At 52.2% G+C, this 21,777-nt stretch carries 25 protein-coding genes; all 25 read right to left on the bottom strand.

The window, feature by feature from the left end:
- Positions 1-251 precede the first annotated feature (251 nt).
- The 25 genes from spoIVB to spoIIIAA all read right to left on the bottom strand — a co-directional run bounded on the left by spoIVB (position 252) and on the right by spoIIIAA (position 21,774).
- Positions 252-1,583 carry a SpoIVB peptidase gene (spoIVB, locus tag KQI79_RS13370; RefSeq protein ID WP_216538747.1) on the bottom strand — a complete coding sequence of 444 codons (1,332 nt, stop codon included), beginning with the start codon at positions 1,581-1,583 and terminating at the stop codon, positions 252-254.
- A 176-nt stretch (positions 1,584-1,759) separates the two neighbouring features.
- Positions 1,760-3,481, bottom strand: a complete 1,722-nt coding sequence (gene recN / locus KQI79_RS13375; RefSeq protein WP_216538748.1) for a DNA repair protein RecN — start codon at positions 3,479-3,481, stop codon at positions 1,760-1,762.
- A 13-nt stretch (positions 3,482-3,494) separates the two neighbouring features.
- Positions 3,495-3,944, bottom strand: coding sequence for a transcriptional regulator AhrC/ArgR (gene ahrC, locus KQI79_RS13380; protein WP_253298136.1), 450 nt, complete (start codon positions 3,942-3,944; stop codon positions 3,495-3,497).
- A gap of 48 nt (positions 3,945-3,992) precedes the next feature.
- On the bottom strand, positions 3,993-4,445 hold the full coding sequence (locus KQI79_RS13385; protein ID WP_216538749.1) for a hypothetical protein: 453 nt from the start codon (positions 4,443-4,445) through the stop codon (positions 3,993-3,995).
- An 86-nt stretch (positions 4,446-4,531) separates the two neighbouring features.
- Positions 4,532-5,380 carry a TlyA family RNA methyltransferase gene (locus KQI79_RS13390; protein ID WP_216538750.1) on the bottom strand — a complete coding sequence of 283 codons (849 nt, stop codon included), beginning with the start codon at positions 5,378-5,380 and terminating at the stop codon, positions 4,532-4,534.
- 10 nt (positions 5,381-5,390) lie between these two features.
- Entirely contained in the window at positions 5,391-7,280 is a 1,890-nt protein-coding gene (dxs, locus tag KQI79_RS13395) for a 1-deoxy-D-xylulose-5-phosphate synthase (RefSeq protein WP_216538751.1), read from the bottom strand.
- Entirely contained in the window at positions 7,261-7,887 is a 627-nt protein-coding gene (locus tag KQI79_RS13400; RefSeq protein ID WP_216538752.1) for a hypothetical protein, read from the bottom strand. Before KQI79_RS13400 ends, dxs begins: the two co-directional genes overlap by 20 nt.
- Before the next feature lie 723 nt (positions 7,888-8,610).
- Positions 8,611-9,516 carry a polyprenyl synthetase family protein gene (locus KQI79_RS13405; protein WP_216538753.1) on the bottom strand — a complete coding sequence of 302 codons (906 nt, stop codon included), beginning with the start codon at positions 9,514-9,516 and terminating at the stop codon, positions 8,611-8,613.
- Positions 9,509-9,781: an exodeoxyribonuclease VII small subunit gene (xseB, locus tag KQI79_RS13410; RefSeq protein WP_216538754.1), complete on the bottom strand. Its 273-nt coding sequence runs from the start codon at positions 9,779-9,781 to the stop codon at positions 9,509-9,511. The genes KQI79_RS13405 and xseB overlap by 8 nt, the downstream gene beginning before the upstream one ends.
- Complete coding sequence (gene xseA, locus KQI79_RS13415; RefSeq protein WP_216538755.1) at positions 9,744-11,138, bottom strand: exodeoxyribonuclease VII large subunit; 1,395 nt, start codon at positions 11,136-11,138, stop codon at positions 9,744-9,746. Before xseA ends, xseB begins: the two co-directional genes overlap by 38 nt.
- A gap of 10 nt (positions 11,139-11,148) precedes the next feature.
- Positions 11,149-12,006: a bifunctional methylenetetrahydrofolate dehydrogenase/methenyltetrahydrofolate cyclohydrolase FolD gene (gene folD, locus KQI79_RS13420; RefSeq protein ID WP_216538756.1), complete on the bottom strand. Its 858-nt coding sequence runs from the start codon at positions 12,004-12,006 to the stop codon at positions 11,149-11,151.
- A 19-nt stretch (positions 12,007-12,025) separates the two neighbouring features.
- Complete coding sequence (gene nusB / locus KQI79_RS13425; RefSeq protein ID WP_216538757.1) at positions 12,026-12,472, bottom strand: transcription antitermination factor NusB; 447 nt, start codon at positions 12,470-12,472, stop codon at positions 12,026-12,028.
- 271 nt (positions 12,473-12,743) lie between these two features.
- A complete protein-coding gene (locus KQI79_RS13430) occupies positions 12,744-12,974 on the bottom strand; it encodes a DUF2273 domain-containing protein (protein WP_216538758.1) in 231 nt (76 codons plus the stop codon).
- A gap of 14 nt (positions 12,975-12,988) precedes the next feature.
- Positions 12,989-13,528, bottom strand: a complete 540-nt coding sequence (gene amaP, locus KQI79_RS13435) for an alkaline shock response membrane anchor protein AmaP (protein ID WP_216538759.1) — start codon at positions 13,526-13,528, stop codon at positions 12,989-12,991.
- An 89-nt stretch (positions 13,529-13,617) separates the two neighbouring features.
- Positions 13,618-14,028 (bottom strand): Asp23/Gls24 family envelope stress response protein, encoded by a 411-nt coding sequence (locus KQI79_RS13440; protein ID WP_216538760.1) that lies wholly within the window; start codon positions 14,026-14,028, stop codon positions 13,618-13,620.
- 95 nt (positions 14,029-14,123) lie between these two features.
- Complete coding sequence (gene accC, locus KQI79_RS13445; RefSeq protein WP_216538761.1) at positions 14,124-15,467, bottom strand: acetyl-CoA carboxylase biotin carboxylase subunit; 1,344 nt, start codon at positions 15,465-15,467, stop codon at positions 14,124-14,126.
- Between the two features lie 11 nt (positions 15,468-15,478).
- Positions 15,479-15,982, bottom strand: coding sequence for an acetyl-CoA carboxylase biotin carboxyl carrier protein (gene accB / locus KQI79_RS13450; protein ID WP_216538762.1), 504 nt, complete (start codon positions 15,980-15,982; stop codon positions 15,479-15,481).
- 282 nt (positions 15,983-16,264) lie between these two features.
- On the bottom strand, positions 16,265-16,909 hold the full coding sequence (locus KQI79_RS13455; protein ID WP_216538763.1) for a SpoIIIAH-like family protein: 645 nt from the start codon (positions 16,907-16,909) through the stop codon (positions 16,265-16,267).
- A 37-nt stretch (positions 16,910-16,946) separates the two neighbouring features.
- Complete coding sequence (gene spoIIIAG / locus KQI79_RS13460; protein WP_216538764.1) at positions 16,947-17,594, bottom strand: stage III sporulation protein AG; 648 nt, start codon at positions 17,592-17,594, stop codon at positions 16,947-16,949.
- A gap of 14 nt (positions 17,595-17,608) precedes the next feature.
- Positions 17,609-18,334, bottom strand: a complete 726-nt coding sequence (gene spoIIIAF / locus KQI79_RS13465) for a stage III sporulation protein AF (RefSeq protein ID WP_216538765.1) — start codon at positions 18,332-18,334, stop codon at positions 17,609-17,611.
- Positions 18,331-19,482: a stage III sporulation protein AE gene (gene spoIIIAE, locus KQI79_RS13470; protein ID WP_290370019.1), complete on the bottom strand. Its 1,152-nt coding sequence runs from the start codon at positions 19,480-19,482 to the stop codon at positions 18,331-18,333. Before spoIIIAE ends, spoIIIAF begins: the two co-directional genes overlap by 4 nt.
- A gap of 67 nt (positions 19,483-19,549) precedes the next feature.
- Positions 19,550-19,939 (bottom strand): stage III sporulation protein AD, encoded by a 390-nt coding sequence (gene spoIIIAD / locus KQI79_RS13475; RefSeq protein ID WP_216538767.1) that lies wholly within the window; start codon positions 19,937-19,939, stop codon positions 19,550-19,552.
- 9 nt (positions 19,940-19,948) lie between these two features.
- Entirely contained in the window at positions 19,949-20,152 is a 204-nt protein-coding gene (gene spoIIIAC, locus KQI79_RS13480) for a stage III sporulation protein AC (protein ID WP_216538768.1), read from the bottom strand.
- A 108-nt stretch (positions 20,153-20,260) separates the two neighbouring features.
- Positions 20,261-20,782 carry a stage III sporulation protein SpoIIIAB gene (spoIIIAB, locus tag KQI79_RS13485; RefSeq protein ID WP_216538769.1) on the bottom strand — a complete coding sequence of 174 codons (522 nt, stop codon included), beginning with the start codon at positions 20,780-20,782 and terminating at the stop codon, positions 20,261-20,263.
- Positions 20,779-21,774 (bottom strand): stage III sporulation protein AA, encoded by a 996-nt coding sequence (gene spoIIIAA / locus KQI79_RS13490; RefSeq protein ID WP_216538770.1) that lies wholly within the window; start codon positions 21,772-21,774, stop codon positions 20,779-20,781. The genes spoIIIAB and spoIIIAA overlap by 4 nt, the downstream gene beginning before the upstream one ends.
- Positions 21,775-21,777: the final 3 nt, after the last annotated feature.

A 21,777-nucleotide genomic window follows, 5' to 3' on the forward strand; every position in this document is an offset into this window, starting at 1 on the left:
AAATTCAATGTTTCTTTTTTTCCTGTCCAGAAAAAGAAATTCGACATCACCCAGTAAATTCCTCCTGTCGAAAATTATTTTTCTTTATTTTTTCTAAAAAATATTTTATAATAATAATTTTATTACATGTTCCAACTTTTTTCGTTTCCATTCGACAAAAAATGAAAAAAGCTTCATACCGAAGCCTTTCCGTGTGACCATATAAAATAGGTTTGCCCGATGGAACAAATCCCCCTGAAAGGGGGATCACATTACGATGCTTTATCTTTGGCGTTGCCGGAATTTTTGATCATAATGCCCGCATCCTGCAGCATCCATTCGATAAAACAACCGTAACCCGATTTCGGATCGTTGACGAAAACATGAGTGACGGCACCGATTAATTTACCGTTTTGAATGATCGGGCTCCCGCTCATCCCCTGTACGATTCCCCCCGTCTTTTCCAACAAGCGCGGATCGGTAATGCGGATCACGAGCCCTTTCGTGGCCGGAGTCGTTTGACGGGTTACATGAACGATCTCGATATTGTAGCGTTCGACTTGTTGGCCCTCGACGACCGTTAATATTTGCGCTGGGCCTTCCTTGACTTCCTCCGCGAAGGCGACAGGAATCGGTTTTTTAAACAAGCTGTGTTCGGGATTGGCTTTCATCTTGCCGAAGATGCCAAATGGCGTGTTGCGCTCGATCTCTCCCAAAACTTTCGTTTCCTTCAGAAAATGGGCTCGCTTTTCCCCCGGTTCCCCGTCTTGGCTCTTGGAAATCGAAGTAACGTTCGATTGTACGATTTCGCCTTTGCCGACTACGATCGGCGTTTGGGTGTCCATATCGGTAATGACATGCCCGAGCGCTCCAAACGCTCCTTGATCCGGCGCATAGAACGTTAGCGTTCCTACTCCCGCAGCCGAATCGCGGATATACAATCCAAGGCGCCATGCCTTATCCTTCGTATCGTAAGCGGGGGTTAGCTTCGTCTTGATTTCTTGGCCGTCGCGCAAAATGGTCAATTCGAGCGGCTTGTTCTTCTTGCCCGCTTCTTCCACAAGAGCGGCGACTTTGGACACATCGTTCAATGGAACGCCGTCGATCCGCGTAATCAAATCCCCAAGTTTAATATTCGCATCTTCGCCTGGCGACACTTTACGGTCTTTGTCGGCCGCAACCAAATGGTGACCGACGACCAAAATGCCGGCGGATTTCACCTTTACCCCGATCGTTTGTCCGCCGGGAATGACTTTCAAATCGGGAACGACGTTCACTTTGACCGTTTTGAACGGAATTTTGCCGAATAATTTCAGCTTTAATTCCGCTTGGCCGCTTTGCGCCGTCTGCAAATGAATCGGCTTGTTCAACGAGACGTTGAACGATGGCCCTGCCGCTCCGTTCACCTGCACGACATCCGGGCGATCCAGACTGGCTTGCGCCTGAACGGGAATGGAGAGCATCAAATCCTTGTGCTGTCCGGTAAAAAGGCGTACTTCGCTCGGAAAGGTGGCAAAGTTCTGAAACGGTGTCGTCGTGGTAAGTATGCATACGGAAAAAACAAGTAAAAGACCGATGAATCTTTTCCTAACGGTGGAATTCAAGATGTCACGCTCCCTTTCCTTCTTTCGCTTGACGAGAAAGGCAGTCGCCAATTGCGTACCTATAAGATAACCTTGGCCGGAGCGTTTTATTACTGAAAAAATTGATCGTAAAACCAATGAAAGTGTCCGTTCCCTAAGGCGGCTTTGCATCGCTGCAAGCCGTTCCTTTCAAGCGATTACATCGCTTTTTTGGCGTCCGCCAGCGTCAGCATTTCCTGGGCGTGGTGCAGCGTCTTCTCGGTGATTTCGACACCGCCCAGCATGCGGGCGAGTTCCGCCACGCGCCCTTCGCTCGATAACGCTTCTACATTCGTCATCGTTCGTTCCCCGACGACTTGCTTTTGGATCAAATAATGACGATCGGCCATGCAAGCGACTTGCGGCAAATGCGTAATGGAGAACACTTGGCACATCTCCGCCAGCTTGGACATTTTCTCGGCGATCGATTGCGCAGCCCGTCCGCTGACCCCCGTATCGACCTCGTCGAAGACGAGCACCGGAACCCGGTCGACGGCGGCGAATATCGATTTCAGCGCAAGCATAAGACGCGACAGTTCACCGCCGGACGCGATTTTATGCAAAGGCCGAAGCGGCTCTCCCGGATTAGGCGAGATCAGAAACTCGGCGCTGTCGAACCCGTGTTTCGTAAACCGGATCCGTACGCCGTCGACATCCAGGCCGCTTGGGTCTTCCGTTCGCTCGAGCTTGACTGCGAGCCGCGTACGTTCCATTTGCAAATCGGTCAGTTCCGATTCCATTTGTTTCGTTAGCCGTTCGGCGCATTGTTTGCGCAAACCGCTCAGCCGCTTCGCCAATACGACCAGCTTCGCGAACAAGCCGTCGGCTTCTTGCTGCAGCTTGCGCATCACTTCGTCTTTATTCTCGATCGTTTCGGTTTCCTTGCGGATTCGATCCAAATAAGCCAATATTTCCGCAACGTTATCGCCGTATTTGCGCCGGAAAGAGACGAGAAGATCGAGCCGTTCTTCGATTTGCTCCAATCGCGCCGGATTAAATTCGATCCGTTCCCGATAGTCGCGCAGCGCGAAAGCCGCGTCTTCCATTTGATAATACGCGGATTGCAACTGTTCGATAATCGGCTGCAGCGCCGGCGCGTCGAAGGAAACGATATCGTTCAATTTGGAAACGGCTTTGCCGACCGAATCCAGCCCTTTGCTTCCGTATATCGTTTCGTATGCTTCCGATACGGTATCCATCATTTTCTCGCTATTGGCTAGTTTGCGCTTCTCTTCCGCCAATGATTCGTCTTCGCCGATTTTCAAGCCGGCGCTTGAGATTTCCTCGATTTGAAAGCGGTACAGATCCAGCATTTGCAACGATTTTTGGCTCGATTCTTCAAGCTCTTCCAATTGTTTGCGCACGGCGACGAATTGCTTGTACACCTCTTGGTATTCGGCTTTGACAGGCGCAATGATCGTCTCGCCGTACGTATCCAATAAATGCAGATGCTTATCGACTTGCAATAAGGATTGATGCTCATGCTGGCCGTGAATGTTGACCAGATGCTCCCCCACCTGGCGCAGCATCGTCAAATTGACCATTTGCCCGTTAATGCGGCTGACGCTTTTGCCTTGGGCTGTCAATTCGCGCCGGACTACGAGATGCTCGTCTTCCGCGGTATGTATGCCCATCTCCTTCAGCACATCCCATACCGGATGGTCCGCTTGCAGATCGAACATCGCCTCAATTTCCGCTTTATCGCATCCGTAGCGTACGAATTCCGCCGAGCCGCGCGCGCCGATCACTAAACTTAAAGCATCGATAATAATCGATTTGCCCGCGCCCGTTTCCCCTGTCAATACGTGAAATCCCTTATGAAAATCAACAGAAACCGACTCGATGACGGCTAAATTCCGAATCGATAACGCCACAAGCATAGTTCCACCATCCTTACGAAATCAAATCCATAATTTGATTGACGATTTTGCCGCTATTTTCTTTATTGCGGCAAATGATGAGCATCGTATCGTCGCCGCAAATCGTGCCCATAATTTCTTCCCACTCCAAATTGTCCATCAATACGGCAATGGAGTTGGCCGTTCCCGGCAAACATTTCATGACCACCAAATTTTCCGTATAGTCGATATGAACGAAATTGTCCACGAGCGCCCGTTTTAATTTTTGAACCGGATTGTAGCGTTGATCGGTAGGCATCGAATATTTATAGTTTCCGTTTTCAAGCGGCACTTTAATGAGCTGCATTTCTTTAATATCGCGCGAAACGGTAGCTTGCGTCACCTGGTATCCGGCATTTCGCAGCGCGTCCACGAGCTCGTCCTGCGTCTCAATGTCCCGATTCATAATAATTTCGCGAATTTTTACGTGTCGTTGTCCCTTCATGATACCCTCCTCCAATTTGTTCGTCGGACCTATAAACCGCAATCACCGCTAATCGTCTTCGTCGAATTGAAATTGTATTTTATGGATTTGCTGTTCTTTTTCATCAATATATAATATCCCTGCGCAATCTCCATATATTAAAAAATACGCAAGCAAACGATTGCGGACGCCGCTGCCCGTCCAATCGATCGGCATGCGGTCCCGCGCGATTTTCACTAAATAACATTCTTTCCCTTGTCTTGCGACTAAATCCACGAACAAGCGGCTGTGCAGATCGTCACCGTTTACCGTAAAATGAAACGGAATGCGGAACTTGCCCCCGATCACCTCGTAGCCGGCCCGTTCCAGCAGTTGCACCGCGACGGATTCTTTAATGTCGTTATTTAAAGGAATATACCGTAACGAGGTCGGTTCGAGCAGCCACTTGCGAAATGCGAAATAAATCCAAATAGCGATCAGGACGATAATTCCGATCATGACGAATTCATCACTGCGCCCCATTCGAATCACCTCAAACGATGGAAAGACTTCTTGCACATCTTATTCGCGGAAAACCAGCCAATATCCTTTTTTTAAACAAAAGAAACTCATCCGTTGGATGAGTTTCCGGTAAACGTATGCGAGGCGTCCCGCACGACCTTCTCGATGAGAGACGCGTCTTCGCCTTCCCGTTCCATCGCCTCGGCGCCTTCCGCCAGCGTCCAGCAAGCCAAAAATTCGATATTTCCTTCTCCGCCCGTGATCGGCGAGAACGTCAGGCCGTCCAGGCGGAAACCGAGTCCGGCGGCGTATGCAAGGATCCGCTCGAGCACTTCTTGATGCACTTTCCGGTCGCGCACGACGCCGGATTTGCCGACTTTCTCCTTGCCTGCCTCGAACTGCGGCTTAATGAGGGCGACGACCCGGGCAGGACGGCGCAGCAAGGCGAGCAAAGGAGGCAATATGATGGTAAGCGATATGAACGATACGTCGATCGTTGCAAAGTCCGGAACCGGTCCCGATAAATCCTCCGGGGTCGTGTAGCGGAAATTCGTTCTTTCCATCACATGAACTCTGCTGTCGTTGCGAAGCGACCAATCCAACTGGTTGTATCCGACATCGATTGCATAAACGTACCGCGCTCCATGCTGCAGCGCGCAGTCGGTAAAACCGCCGGTAGACGCGCCGATATCCAGCATGACGGAATCGGCAATGTCCAATTCGAACGTACGAAGCGCCTTCTCCAGCTTCAAGCCGCCTCGGCTTACATAAGGATGAACGGCCCCTTTCACTTGCAACTGGGTATCGCGCGCAATCTTCATTCCCGCTTTTTCGAGCCGTTCTCCGTCCTTATTGAACACCAATCCGGCCATAATCGCGGCTTTCGCCTTTTCCCGGCTGTCGCATAAACCTTGTTCGACGAGCAGCACATCGATCCGCTCTTTCTGATTCGACATCCATATAAACCTACTTTGCGCTTAATTTAATCCGCGGCAACATCGCTTTCAGTTCCGTCGCGACTCTGCCTGGGGTCAGACCGACTTCCTGCCGCTGTTCGACGATGCTGCCGTGCTCGACGAAGTAATCCGGCACGCCGAGCGTTTTGACATGCATATTGAAAATGCCTTTATTCGAATAAAATTCCAAAACCGCGCTGCCCAAGCCGCCAATTTGGGACGATTCTTCCAATACGATCAAATTCAAACCTTCCTTGGCAAGCTGCAACAGCATTTGCTCATCCAACGGCTTAATAAATCTTGCATTGACGACCCGCACGCTCATACCTTCCCGCTTTAACAGTTCCGCCGCCTCTTCCGCGACTGGAATCATCGGTCCGGCAGCTACGATCGCCGCCGAATCTCCTTCGCGTACGATATCCCACGTTCCGATCGGAATCGGCTTCATCTCCGGATCGAGCGGCACGCCAACGGCGTTATTGCGCGGGTAACGAACGGCGATCGGCCCATCGTTGTATTCAAGCGCCGTTTTCATCATATGGCGAAGCTCGTTCTCATCCTTCGGCATCATAAGCACCATATTCGGAATATGGCGCAAATAAGCGATATCGTACACGCCTTGATGCGTTTCGCCGTCCGCGCCGACGAATCCCGCCCGGTCGATCGCGAAGATGACGTTGGCGTTTTGCCGGCAAATATCGTGAACGACTTGATCGTACGCCCGCTGCAAGAAGGTCGAATAGACCGCGTATACGGGCTTGAGCCCTTCCAAAGCTAGCGCCGCGCACATCGTGGCCGCATGTTGCTCGGCGATGCCGACATCGATCATTCGGTTCGGGAACCGTTCTCCGAAGGCAAGCAGCCCCGAACCGCCCGGCATCGCAGGCGTAACGGCGACAATGCGTTCGTCCTGCTCGGCGAGCTCGATCAGCGTGCTTCCGAAGATTTCCGTATACATCGGATTGCCGACCGCCTTCAGCACTTGTCCGGATTCCATTTTGTACGGCGTAATGCCGTGCCATTTATGCGAGTCCGCTTCCGCCGGCGAGTAGCCTTTTCCTTTGACGGTGACGACATGCATCAATACCGGACCGTCTACATTGTCCGCTTGTCTGAACGCATCGAGCATCGCTTCGATATCGTGGCCGTTAATCGGCCCGAAATAGGTATAGCCCAACTCTTCGAATAATACGCCGGAAACGACCAAATATTTCAAGCTGTCCTTCACTCGTTCGGCCGTCTTGGCCAGCTTTCCGCCGATGGCCGGAATTTTTTTGAGGAACTGTTCCAATTCGCCTTTGGCCCGCAAATAATGTTTGTCGGAACGAATTTTGCTTAAATAGTTATGCATCGCTCCGACATTCGGCGCGATCGACATTTCATTGTCGTTCAGCACAACCATCAAATTTTTCTTCTCGTGGCCGATATGGTTCAGCGCTTCGAAGGCCATGCCTCCCGTTAAAGCGCCGTCCCCGATCACCGCGATCACTTTGTGGTCTTCGCCTTTCAAATCGCGCGCCGTCGCCATGCCCATCGCGGCGGACAACGACGTGCTGCTGTGACCCGCTTCCCATACGTCATGCTCGCTCTCGGAGCGTTTGACGAAACCGCATAATCCTTTATATTTGCGCAGCGTATCGAATTTGTCCATGCGTCCCGTCAAAATTTTGTGAACGTACGCTTGATGTCCGACGTCGAAAATAAACTTGTCTTTCGGGCTTTGGTATAAATAATGCAATGCCAGCGTCAATTCGACAACGCCCAAATTGGGCGCGAGATGCCCGCCTGTAACGGAAAGCTTCTCGATAAGAAATTGGCGAATTTCGGCTGCCAATTGCGTTAATTCCGGGACCGATAATTTTTTCAGATCGTCGGGTTGATCAATTTGGTCTAGCAGCACGTGATTTTCCTCGCTTTCCTTTGCTCGATTTGCTTTTTTTCTTTACAAATATGCGAATGCGCAATCTTCGTTCCAATACGTCGAAAAACTTGCCGATCGTCAGCACGATGCCGGTGGAATAATGAATCGCGTACGATTTGCCCATCGCTTTGCCTCCGACCGTAAGTGCGGATACGATGCCGGCGAAGACAACGCTTACTGCTGTCGTCACCACGACGTTGCTCGCATTCATGGTCGCAATTAAATTCGCCACGACGAGCGCCGTCGCGGCTCCGCTAATCACGCCGCTTACGTCGCCCACGACGTCATTGCAAAAATTGGAAAAGCGGTCGGCATTGCGAACGATATAGATCGCTTGCCTTGACCCGTGAACGCGCTCGGCCGCCATGGCGTGAAACGGCTTCTCGTCCGCGGCGGCGGCGGCGAGTCCCATAATATCGAACACGATCCCGATCAGTATCAGTAAAAAAACAATAAGCGTGCCGATTCCCCAACTGACTCCTGCCAATAAGGCGGTCGAAACGACAGAGAAGATACACGCTAGCGCAAATGTGACGATCGATATAAAAATACTCCATTTGATGGAGTGCTTGATCGAAAACTTCATATTGATCTTCTTTGCTCCTAAGTATGGAAAGTGAGTGGCAACTTTTTGAGTAAACGCTGTGGCTTAGGTCCAGTAGGTTTTCCCAGACAAGACGCCTCCCCGTCGCCGAAAAGGCGGTTTCCCTTTACGCTCGTCTTGACCCCGTTGCCGGCCGTCAGACTGGATTACCACTTAGTCCACACTATAATCCTCAAAAAGCCTCACTGCGTGAACAGCCTAGGAGTTTTCCTCCGACAGTCTTTAAACCATTCCTTAGCCTCTTTTGCAAATCAGCTTTCATATAGCATCCGGAGAATAGCGCTTTGGCCGAAGCGATATCCGCCTACACTTCCATAATCCCTGCTGATTCACTCAAGGCAGGCTACGCTGCAAACAAGTCATAGATGCTGCTTCCCGCTCATAATGATATAAAATGAGACAGATTCGACTCGCAATGCAGGTTCATACCCCAAGCCGTAACCGGGCGCGCGAGGGCGCAAAAGCCACGAACTTGGGCCTCCGCGGAAGCGGGGTCAACGCCCACATGCCATTGTGGATCGCCCCACAACCTTAACTCCCAGCATCAGCCCCCGACTGGGCGTCGAAAGCCAACACAAGGAACTTCATCGATGTGCCCTTTGGCGAATTTTTAGGCCCGCCTTCAGAAAGGTAGACTGACTAGGATACTGCACCACTCATATGTAAGACTTATTATAACATAAATTAATAAGTTATACGCAGCAATTAATGGTCCCGTTTCATCAAATAGTCAGCAATTTGCAACAATTTGTGCGGATTCGGCAAGTTTGCGCCAAGAATCGCTTGTTTCGCTTCTTCCGTCAATCGTTCCACTTCCCGTTCCGAAGCTTCCAGGCCGATAAAGAACGGATAGGTCACTTTTTTGCCTTTGACGTCGCTGTTCGTCGGCTTGCCGAGCTTACGTTCATCCCCGATCAGATCGAGAATGTCGTCCTGAATTTGAAAAGCGAGGCCGAGGTTCGAGCCGAAGACGGACAAGCCGTCAAGCTGTTCCTTCGTAGCGCCTGCAATTCGGCCGCCGGCTCTCAACGCGAACACGATTAAATCGCTCGTTTTGTGCAAATGGATATACCGGAGCTGATCCAAATCGGTCAACCCTTGCTCGCCCTGCATATCGGCGACTTGTCCCCCCACCATGCCGCGCGCCCCGGCCAGCATCGCCAAATCTTCGATAACGGCAAGCGTATCCTCCGCGGACGCTCCGGACGTCCGGGCGGCCTGCGCGGCAACGTAAAAAGCGTGAGTAAGCAGCGCGTCGCCGGCCAGCACCGCCATTGATTCACCATATACTTTATGGTTCGTCAATTTGCCGCGGCGGTAATCGTCATTATCCATGGCGGGCAGATCGTCGTGTATTAGCGAATACGTATGGATCATCTCCACGGCGCAAGCGACCGGCATCGCCTTCTCGGCCGATCCGCCCAACGCTTCGGCCGCGGCGAGAGTCAAGATCGGACGCAGCCGTTTGCCGCCCGCCATAAGCGAATAAAACATCGATTCGCGCAGCACGCTAGGAAAATTCCATTCCTCGGGAAATATGTTCCCCAAATGCCGCTCTATCAATGCAGAACAAGATTGCAAATAATCTTGAATCGAGGGCGTATTATTCAATCGGATCACCAGACTCGTCTAAAATGTTTGTAAAAGGTTTTTTGCGAAATTCCCCGTTTTCTTCCATCAACATCTCAATTTTGCGTTCGACTTGCTCCAATTTGAGGCCGCACCATTGCGACAGCTTCATTCCTTCTTGAAACAGTTCGATCGCTTGTTCCAACGGAACGTCTCCGCTTTCGAGCCGAGTTACAATTTGCTCGAGCTTATCGATCGCCTCTTCGAAGCTATGCGCGTTTTCCGTCTTTTCCGTATTGTCCGCCATCTTTTGTTTCCTCCTCCCCCGTCATGCCCCATACTTGGCAATCCAGCCTGCCGTCTCCCATTTTAATGCGTACGAGATCGCCGAGCTCCACATCGGCAATCGATTTGATCAATCGCTGCTCCCGCTCGTCGTAAACGAGACTGAAGCCGCGCGCCATCACCTTGAGCGGACTTAACGCGTCCAACTGCTTCATGCCTGAGATCAAACGATGCTTCCTTTCTTTCACCGTCGATTGAATCGACTGCAGCATCCGGTATTGGAGATGCTCCATTCGTTTGCTTGCGGCCGTTACTTGCTCTTGCGGATTGTGGCGAAGCAAACGGCCCGACAAATGGGTTCGCCGCTCGGCGAGCCGGCTTTGCCGGTTCTGCATCCGGAACCGCAGCTGCTCGCGCAGCCGGTCGAGCCGCTGCGCCGGCTGCAGCAGCGCCTTGCGCGGATTGGCGAATGCCGGCGACTTCTGCAGCCGGTTAAGCGCTTCGCGGCGCTGACGAAGGCGCATGCGCGCCGCCTGCTCTATCCGCTGCTCCAAATGGCGGAGATGCTGCTTCAATTCCGCGTGATGCGGAACGGCAAGCTCCGCCGCCGCCGTCGGCGTCGCCGCGCGCAAATCCGCGACAAAATCGGCGATCGTATAATCCGTCTCATGCCCGACCGCCGATATAATCGGAATTTGCGACGCGTGAATGGCGCGTGCGACCACTTCTTCGTTAAACGCCCATAGCTCCTCCAGCGAGCCTCCGCCCCGCCCGACGATCAGCACGTCGACTTCCTTATACCGGTTCATCGCTTCGATCGCGCCGGCGATCATCGGGCCCGCCTGCTTGCCCTGGACAAGCACGGGATATAGGATGACCGGCACCGCGGGATGGCGGCGCTGCAGCGTAATGATAATATCGCGCACGGCCGCCCCCGTAGGAGACGTGATGACGCCGATCGTTTTCGGAAATCGCGGTATCGGCCGTTTGGATTCGGGAGCGAACAAGCCTTCCCCGTCCAATTTTTGCTTCAGTTGCTCGTAAGCCAAATACAGACTGCCGATCCCGTCCGGCTGCATATGCGTCGCGTAAAATTGGTATTGTCCGTCCCGCTCGTAGACGGACACGTTGCCGCGGGCGATCACCCGGGCGCCTTCCTTCGGAATGAAGGGAAGCCTCTGATTATGGCTGGCGAACATAATCGCTTTGATGCGGCTGTCCGCGTCTTTCAGCGTGAAATACATATGCCCGCTCGAATGATGCGTGAAATTGGATATTTCCCCGCGAATCCACACCTCTTGCAGAACATGATCCGTCTCCAGCTTCATGCGGATATAGCGGTTTAATTCTTTGATCGATAATATGCGCTGCTCCGCCATCGCCCGCACCTTATTCGATGCCGTGCGCCCGCTTGGCGGCGATCAGCGTATTTTGCATCAGCATGACGATCGTCATCGGCCCGACTCCGCCCGGTACCGGCGTGATCGGTCCCGATATTTCCTTCACGTCTTCGAAATCGACATCGCCTACGAGCTTGCCGTTCTCCAACCGGTTCATCCCAACGTCGATGACGACCGCTCCCGGTTTCACATAACTTCGGTCTACGAATTTGGCGCGGCCGATCGCCACGACGAGAATATCCGCCTGGCGCGTCAATTCCCGCATATTCGCCGTCTTCGAATGGCACATCGTTACGGTCGCGTTCTCCCGCTGCAGCAGCATCGATACCGGCTTGCCCACAATATTGCTGCGGCCGATGACGACGGCGTGTTTGCCGGCGATGTCGACGCCCGTCCGTTTGATCATCTCGATGACGCCCGCCGGCGTGCACGGCAGCAAGCTATCGTCGCCGATCATCAAGTTGCCGACATTGATCGGATGGAAGCCGTCCACATCCTTCTCGACGGCAATCGCGTCGATGACCGCTTTCTCGTTCATATGTCCGGGAAGCGGCAATTGGACAAGAATGCCGTGAATATTGTCCTGGCGGTTCAATCGATCCACCAGCGCAAGCAATTCCTCCTGCGACGCGGATTCGGGGAGGCGATGCACCTCCGAATAAATCCCCAATTCCTTGCAGCTTCTTTCCTTGCTGTCCACATATACTTTCGAGCCCGGATCTTCGCCGACGAGCACCACCGCCAGACCGGGACGAACGCCTTGCCCGATCAACCGTTCCACTTCCGATTGAATTTGTTCGCGAATTGACGCGGAAATCGCCTTGCCGTCTATCAAGGTTGCCGTCATTGTTCATCTCTCCCCTATGTCAGTTTGATTTCAGCTTATCCAGTTCCTTCATCATTTTCCCCAGCACGCCGTTGACGAATTTGCCGGAATCGTCCGTGCCGAAATGTTTTGCAAGCTCAATCGCTTCATTGATGACCACCTTCGGCGGCACGTCGTCCTTGAACACCATTTCATAACAAGCGAGGCGCAGTATTTGCCGATCGACGCGGGACAAACGGTCGACCTGCCATCCCTTTAGAAATTCGGACAACAGCTGGTCGATCCGTTCTTTGTTGTTCCATACGCCATGAACAAGGGCTAGCACGTGAACGCTCGTCTCCTGTACGTTGCGCACTTCGATTTCCGTCTCGTTCTCTTCCTTTGCTTCGGTCAACACCATGGAGACGGCCTCTTCCGCCGACACTCCGTTCATTTCCATTTGATACAAGCTTTGCACCGTAATTTCTCTCGCCAGGCGCCTCTTCATTCACGTTCCTCCAACATTAGGGTTTTATTTCACTAGTATGATACGTTCTCGACACAAAAAAACCTATGATCGTCTCCTGTACGATAGCGGACAGTATATAAATGCAAGTTCAAACAGCCGATGGGGACTTCTAAGGATGCCTTTGGAATTTCCGTGGAAATTCCCGCGCAAGCCGCAATTTTCGGCGAGATTCGGGAGGCAGCCGGCGCTGCGCCCGCTATTTGAACAACCTCTATATCAAGTCATTTTCGTTCAGGAACTTTCACAGGATTCATTTAAACAATCTCCATCTATCGGTCAGCCAATCCGCCATGCGTTGCCACGGGAACAAAGCGCCAAGCTTCAAGTCCTTCTGCTTTCCGAGCGTATAGCCGATAAATACTAACAAAGCCAGGAAGAGCATGTCCCAAAATCCGAAGCATATATATGCGATAAAAAGAATCGTTCCTGCCGCAACGCCGGAAATACGTCCGCCGTGACTTTCCCATATCGATTTCCACATCGGGAAACTCACCTCTATTCCACTCTCGATTTGAAGACTTGCGTCTGAACGATATTCGCAATATATACGGATACATTGGATACGGGAATTCCCGTAATTTCTTGCACATATCCGTGAACTTGGCGCTGCACTTCTTCGGTCAGTCCCGGAATCGAGCTTTCTCCGTCCACGATCAGGCGAATCGTAATGACGATGCCCGCTTCGGTCACTTCAATTTTCGTTTTCAAGTCTTTGACGCCGCGAATGCGGGACGCCGATTTCAAAACTAAATTTTCAACCGTTTCTACGGAAATTTTAATATCGCCGAAGTCGTTGCGCTGATCGATCGAATGCAGCGACGCCTTCTCGCGGCGAACCGATATGTAAAAAAAGCGGAGACTGATCAAAAATATGACGACCGAACCGGCAATAAAGCTGTAACGGAGCCATTCGCCTTCGACCATAAAGAAAGACGGGTTCACCAATCGCATGCTAAGGAGAAACATCACGACGGATAATGCCCCGATGACCAAACTGTATAGAAACAGCAGCAGCCTGTCCAATATTTTCACCATAAATGCTGTGGCCTCCTTAAAATCAGAGCAAACCCCTGACGATGATGTCGGGGGTTCTCCATTCTAATTAACGCGTTCCTGCAAACGGCTTATCGTACTCGTTGCGCCGCCGACTCTTCCTCTTCCGGCTTATCCGCAACTTTGAAATGAACGTCGTGAATGTGTACGTTGACCTCCACGACATGCAGGCCGGTCATCGTTTCAATCGAACGTTTCACACCGCGTTGAATTTCCGTAGCCACTTCCGGAATGCGGTTTCCATATTCCACAATGATCGATACGTCCACGGCCGCTTCCCGTTGTCCGACCTCAACTTTTACGCCTTTGGACAAATTTTTGCGTCCTAGCAATTCTGCAATGCCTCCCGCAAAACCGCCGCTCATGCCGGCAACGCCCTCCACTTCGATTGTGGCCAAACCGGCGATGACCTCAATGACTTCCGGAGCGATATGAATTTGTCCCATTTCCGTCTTTTCGTAATCCGTCGCTATCGTATCCATTCGCCAGACACCTCCAATAGTTTGCGGATGTTTCATCCGACAAGCATACGCACCATATTATACATACTATATCATTTCATCGGAAATATGACAAACTAGACTTCATACTCCTCAAGAAACTTAATATCGAAATCGCCTTCCACGAATTTGGGATGTTCGAGCAGTTTCAAATGGAAAGGAATCGTCGTATGAATTCCTTCGATTTCAAATTCGGACAGCGCTCTGCGCATGCGCTCGATCGCTTCCTGGCGCGTCGGCGCCCATACGATCAGCTTGGCGATCATCGAATCGTAATGGGGCGAAATCGTATATCCCGGATACGCGGCGCTGTCGACCCGGACGCCCAATCCTCCCGGCGGCAAGTAGAAGCCGATCTTGCCCGGCGAAGGCATAAAATTGCGGCTCGCGTCTTCCGCATTAATGCGGCATTCGATCGACCATCCGTTAAATTGAACGTCTTCTTGCCGGAACGACAACGGGTTGCCCTCGGCTACCGAGATCATCTCTTTAATCAGGTCGACGCTCGTAATCATCTCCGTTACGGGATGCTCGACTTGAATTCGCGTATTCATTTCCATGAAGTAAAAGTTGCCGTCAGGTCCAAGCAGAAATTCCAGCGTGCCCGCACCCGCATAATTGACGGCTTGTGCGGCGCGCACTGCGGCCTGCCCCATCCGCTCGCGAATTTCGGGCGTGAGCACCGCGCACGGCGCCTCTTCGATCAGCTTCTGTCTGCGGCGCTGCACCGAGCAATCGCGTTCGCCCAAATGCACGACGTTTCCGTGTTTGTCGGCGATAATTTGAATTTCGACATGCTTCATGCCGGTCAAATATTTCTCCAAATAAACGCCGGCATTGCCGAACGCCTTTTGCGCTTCCTGCTGCGCGGTCGTGATTTGCTGAATGAGCGCTTCTTCGTTCTCCGCCAAACGGATGCCTTTGCCGCCTCCGCCTGCCGTCGCTTTAATAATCACGGGATAACCGATATCGCGCGCGACCATGATCGCTTCGTCCAAATCCTCAATTAATCCGTCCGAACCCGGAATAACCGGCACATTCGCTTCTTTCATCGTCTGTTTGGCAACGGATTTGTCGCCCATCCGGCTGATGGCTTCCGGCGAAGGACCGATAAAGGCGATGTTGCAGGAGTCGCAAATTTCCGCGAAATCGGCGTTCTCGGCCAAGAAACCGTATCCCGGATGGATGGCGTCGCATTCGGTAAGCGTAGCTACGCTCATAATATTCGCCAAGTTCAGATAGCTTTCCTTGGAAATTGTAGGTCCGATGCAGTAGGCCTCATCCGCCATCCGGACATGGAGCGCGTCGCGGTCCGCCTCGGAATATACGGCAACCGAAGCGATTCCAAGCTCCCGGCATGCGCGAATAATGCGCACTGCGATTTCGCCGCGGTTGGCGATCAATATTTTTCGAAACTTCATTGCTCTCCCCCCTATTCCGTTTTCACCAAGAAAAGAGGTTGACCGAATTCAACCAACTGACCGTCCTCAACCAAAATATCGACGATTTCGCCTTTAACCTCTGCTTCCAACTCGTTCATCAATTTCATCGCTTCGATAATGCAAACGACCGATTTTTCCTTGACTTTGTCGCCGATTTTCACATATGGGCTCGCGTCAGGCGATGGCGCTTGATAGAAAGTGCCCACCATGGGCGAGACGATTTTATGTAAATTGCTTGCTTGCTCCGCTTTGGCGGGAGCGTCGTTCGCCTGGCCTTGGGCCTGGGCCGCATCCGCTGCGGGACCCGCCGCAATATGCGCGGTTGGCGCGGGATGAAAGGTTTGCTGAATCGGCGCGGTTTGGACGTTGACCAATTCCGTTTTGCCCGGCTTGCGAATCAACAGTCTTGAACCTTCGTTTTCAATTTCCAATTCTTGAACGGTAGTCTGGTCGACCAGCTTGATTAACTCTTTAATCTCGCTCAGTTTAAACATTTATTTCACTCCTTGTCAGATCTGCTTTCACTTTCTCATTCAAGTTGCGGAAACGTTCGTTGTCCATGTTGCGGACGAACATATAACGTAAGTATTATAACATAATCGTTCAAAATAAAAAGAGTCCAGATCAACCGGACTCTTTTACGCGGTTGTTCAAAAAGTCCCCTTTTGATCGCGAAGCATATCCGGGAGCGGATTCGACATCGAATGGTTCTCCCTGCCTTCTCGGTGTTTGAAAAGTTCACTTTTTGAACTTGCATTTTCATTGCAACAATCGGATTACGGCGAGACGCGCTGTACGCTCACTTTATCTTGCGTTACATTTAATTCTTTCATAACAAGATCGATGATGCTGACCGCTTGGCTGACTTCCAATTGCTTGCTCTGTACGACGACTTTATATTTATCGTTATCCTGCGTAATAACCGCATCGCCGAATTCTTTCTGCAATGTTTCCTCGACGCTCGTTATTTTTTGCTCCTTCTCTTCCAGCTTCATCATCTCTTCCGTCGCTTTGCCGGCGTCCGCAGGCGATTTTTCCATGTCGTTCACGATCGATTGCAATTCCTCCATTTTTTTCTGGTTTTCGTCGTTCCGGTTCATTTGCAGCTTCGTAATATAGTCTTTGGACGACGCCCCCTGATTTTCCATCTGTTTCAGCACGTCTTGGTCGCTCTTGCTTTCCGACGGCTCGCTCGTCGGATCCGCGTTCGGATCGAGCACTTCGTCCACGATTACATCGTTTGCGCCGTTGCCGTTATCCGATCCGTTAGGCATGATCATATCGTTCGTCAGTTGCGTGCCGTCCGCGAGCTGGTTCGATTCCTTCGATCCAGAAGGATCGGTGAACAAATAATAGGCGGACAGGATGACCATAATGCTCAGCATGGAAACTAACCAAATCGTTTGTCTTTTCGAATTCATATTGTTTTTCCTCCTTGCGGATATGATTTATTTTCAATTATTGGGATTGCTTGCGGGGCACGACGGAAATGCGGTAAGCGGGAACGCTCATCCCTTTTTCCACCGCGTCGATGATCAGTTCCTTCACAGTGCGGTTTTCCGCACCTTTGGCAACAATGAGCACCCCTCGAATTTTCGGTTTAATTTTTTTCGTTACGATCGGAGTCTGATCGCCGGAAGATTCGTACGTGACAATCTGTCCGTCGCGGGTATATTGCGTAATATGCCGCTTGCCTCCGTTCGGATCGGATTCGTCCGTAACCTGCTGGCTGTCTTTGACGTTGCGCTGTACAATGACTTCCTCCGTGGAATCGACCGTTACCATGACATCCACCGTGCCGACGCCGACGATCTTTTCCAAGATCTCCTTCATATTCGCCTCCAGAGCCTGTTCGATCGTATCGAACGCGGAGAGCGGCGACGGATCGGCGGTCGCAGCGGCTTGTATGTCGGAAGACGGCGGAGGATCGCGACTCTCATTGACGTTATCGACCGATTTGACGTTCATTTTTGCAAATGAGTTGAACAGCAATAGTCCCATGCCGATCAGCCCCAACATAAGCAGCCAGCGAAACGTTTGTACCCGTTTGGTCCCGCCCGGGCCGCCGCCGATCCAATTCTCCAACGTTTGCAGCCATTTTGCCAAATGAAGTCCACCTCCTATTCGACCTGGATTCCGTTTGCTTCCACATCCCACTCGCGCCGTATCAGACGGACGATTTCCTCCTTGACGGTTTGCCCGCCCGCCGCTTGCCCGGCACTCGCGCCATTCGGCCGCGCTTCCGGGTCCGCCTCCGCCAATGCGGGAACGGACTCGCCCGAAGACTCGATGCGCACTTCCACTTTGACCGCCTCCATCGGCTTGATTCCGGCGATCGGCTCGGCGCCGCCTAGCGCGGGTTGTTCGTCTCCATTCAGAACGACGGATACGGAGCCGATCTTGGGCGGTTGCCTTGATGTCTGCCCCGAGCCATTCGGCCCGTAGTTCAGCGAAACGCTGACCTTCGACACCGCCGCGCCCGTCTCGCGCTCGATCTGTTCCTTCATCCGTGCGGCGATCTCGGCTTCGACCGTGCGCAAAGCTTCTTCTTCCCGGCTTCGCCTGATTCGTTCGCCCTCGCTGACGATTCGCTCGAGATCGTCCATCTTGCCGGAAGCGGCCTTCTCGAAACTCGATTGCCTTTCCAATTCGTCTGCCAGCCGATCCGCAAAATTGCCTTGAAACAATTCCAGTACGGGCGAAATGATCGTCAGCAGGATCAGCAGGCTGACAACCAATTTGACATACCGCTGCAGGGAACGGCTCGGCAAGATCAAATCGACGAACGAAGCGATTAGAATGACGACGATGATTTGTTTCAACCAACCGTTGAGCCAGTCCATCATCGCAGCATCACCGTCACATTCCCCGCAGTCAGCATAATCGTGATCGCCAGAAAAAACATCAATCCGACGGCGGCGAGCGCGCCGAACACGTAAATCATGCTCTTGCCGATCGTTTGCAGGCAGGTCACGATGGGACTCTCTCCCATCGGCTGCATGACGGCCGCAGATACGTTGTATATTAATGCGAGCGTCAATATTTTAAGCGCGGGAAACGCGCATAAAAACAAGATAATGAGTACTCCCGCCAAGCCGATCGCATTTTTGACGAGCAGCGAAGCGGAAATCACGGTATCCGCCGCATCCGAGAACATCTTGCCGACAACGGGCACGAAATTGCCGGTAATATATTTGGCCGTGCGTACCGTCACCCCGTCCGTCACCGATCCGGTTACGCCTTGCACCGAAATGACGCCGAGAAACACGGTCAGCAGCGCTCCAAGCGCATATACCCCGATCGATCGCAGCAAATTTGCAAGATGCGTCGCTTTATATTTGTCCGACATCGAACTGACGATATGCAGCACGGCGGAGAAGAACAATAGCGGGAACACGACGAAGTAGATCAGATTCCCTACCGTATGGATCATAAAAACGACGAGCGGATGCATAATGGAGACCGTTACGACGTTGCCCATGGAAGCGAGCAAAGAGAACAATAGGGGTACCATCGCCATCATAAAATGAATCATGCCCGAGATGGCGTCTTTGGCGTACCCGATCGCGACGTTAAAGCTGTTGATCGCGATAATGATAATGACCATATAAGAAATCGAATAAGCCACTTTACTGACCGCGTTCCGTTCGAACGCGGTCTGCAGCGTTTCGAGAATCATGCTAAATACCGTCAATATGACGATAGTGACGAGCAGCTTGCCGTTGTATGCGACTTCATGGAACAGAAACGAGAGCAATCCCCGCAACGCCGACGCGAGACTGAAGCCTTCTCCTCCGGGAAGCAGCATATCCATAAACGTCGGGGCCTTCTGATCCGGGAAAAATCCGCCGTACTGCTTCATTAAATTATCCCAGTACCGTTCGATTTCGCTCGTCTGCAGCTGTTTGGCCTGCTGCTCGATCAATTGATCCGCCGGCGAGGCTGTCGCGGCAATATATTGCCCCAGCATCGCGATGAAACAACAAAGGAACATGACGGACGCGCTTTTCCATTGGTTCGTGCGGTTCATGGCATCAACTCCGTTTCGCGCAAGAGACGTGTTAAGCCGGCAACAGGCGCAGCACCGTTTCGATAATAATGCTGATAATCGGGATGGCGAGGACCATGATTAGCACTTTGCCGGCCAGTTCGATTTTGGAAGCGATGCCTTCTTGACCCGCGTCCCTGACGATTTGCGCTCCGAATTCGGCAATATAGGCGATGCCGATAATTTTCAGTATCGTTTTCAAATAGATCATTTGAATTCCGGATCGTTCGGCCAAATCTTGCAGCACTTGAATGACCGCGTCGATTTTTTCGATCAGGAAAAGAAAAATAACGATGCCGGTGAACGTGGCTACGACAAATGCAAACATCGGCTTCTGTTCTTTCAGGACGAGGATCAATACGGTGGCGATCAGCCCCAGACCAACGATCTGTATCATTTCCACGCCGTCCACCTACTGGAACAGGAAGATCATCTTAATTTCTTGAAACAAATCATTCAAGAGCCGAACGACCATAAAAAGTACGACGACGAACCCGATCACGGTGACCCAATGCGCCATATCCTCTTTCCCCATCTGCTTTAACACGGTATGGATCATCGCGATGATGATGCCGATCCCCGCAATTTGAAAAATCGCGCCTACTTCTAAGTTCATCCTCTTGGCACCTCTCTATATGAATGACAGTACCCCATGCTGCAGGCCTCGCAATATAGTTGCGCTTAGACGTAAATCGTAAGCTTCGTATCGTGCCTGAACCGCTTTTCAAAACATTAATATGACGATGAGCGCACCGGCTAACAAGCCGAGACTTCTGCTCATTTTCTCGTAACGGGCTTGCTCGTCAAAGGCTGCCGTTTCTTCGTGCTGCAGTTGACCTACGGCCAATCGGATGTGCTTGATCTGGTCGTTTCGATCGCTGGTTCCTAGACTGAATCCGAATTGATGCAAAATGTTCTTTTCGTTTTGTTTCATGGCGGTCGACTTCCAGTGCTCCTCAATCGCCTGCTGCCAGCTTTCCTGCGTCGACAGCCCTTTGGCGTCCGTTAATCGCTGCGCCGCCGTCGTAAAAATAAGCTTGAGCGGTTCGGGGATTTGTTCCCCGATTTTGCGAAGCGCGTCGGGAAGCGGAGCATGGCCGTACCATATTTCGGTCTCCAACCGCTGCAGCGCCGCGACAAGCTGTCTGACTTGCTTCGGCCTGTTGGCGAATTGCGCGGCCTGATAGAAACCGAATAACGAACAGGACAAGATGACGAGCGCCGCACCGATCAGTTTCAGCGTCATAGCCCCCCGCCTTTCCTTGCAAAAGCGGGCGTCAAGAGCTGCCGTTTCTTCGCATCGTAAATATTCCTGACCGTCCCTTGCTTCGTTCGGTTCAGCACGACATAGCTCTGGAACAGCTCCTCCTCGCTCAGCCTGGCCAAAATCGGCCGTCGTGAAATCTCCTCCAATCCGCTGCCATGGGCAGTCGCAATAACCCGAATGCCTGCATGAAGCGCTTCGCGTATCGCTTCGGCGTCTTCCGGGCGGCCGACTTCGTCCACAATGAGAACGTCCGGCGACATCGACCGGATCAGCATCATCATTCCTTCGGCCTTCGGGCATCCGTCCAGCACATCGGTTCGCGGGCCGACGTCGAAGCTGGGAACGCCTCGCAAACAACCGGCGATTTCCGAACGCTCATCGACGATCCCGACTTTGAGACCTTTCCATTTCGCATCGGCATGATTCCATTCGCCATAGCTAATTAATCGGGCCAGGTCGCGAATGAGCGTCGTCTTCCCATGCTGCGGCGGAGACAAGATGAGCGTATGCAGCACGCTCTGTTGCCGGAAATCTAGCAAATGCGGCAGCACTTCCTGGCCGACGCCTCTCATTTCCCGCGCGATCCGAATATTGAAACTCGTCACCTCGCGAATATGCTCGACTTCCCCCCGATGCAGCACCGTACGGCCGGCAAGTCCGATTCGGTGGCCGCCTGGAATCGTAATGAATCCTTTGCGCAGTTCCTCCTCCATCGAATAGAGCGAATGGTTCGTGATCATGTCAAGCAGCCTTTTCCCGTCTTCGCGCGTCGGACGATAGGCTTCATCCGGCCGGTTCGTCAATTCGCCCCGCAACGTTAAGAAGGAATGTTCTCCGGCGAAATTGACTTCGAGCGCCCGCCCCTCGCGAACACGGATCTCTTCGAGGCGATCGGCAACATGCGGCGGCAGCTTCAGCAACATGTCCTGGAGCGCGGACGGAATAACGGATAACCACGCCGCTCTGTTCATCCT

It is taken from the genome of Paenibacillus sp. MSJ-34, assembly GCF_018918005.1.
Classification (GTDB): Bacteria; Bacillota; Bacilli; order Paenibacillales; family Paenibacillaceae; genus MSJ-34.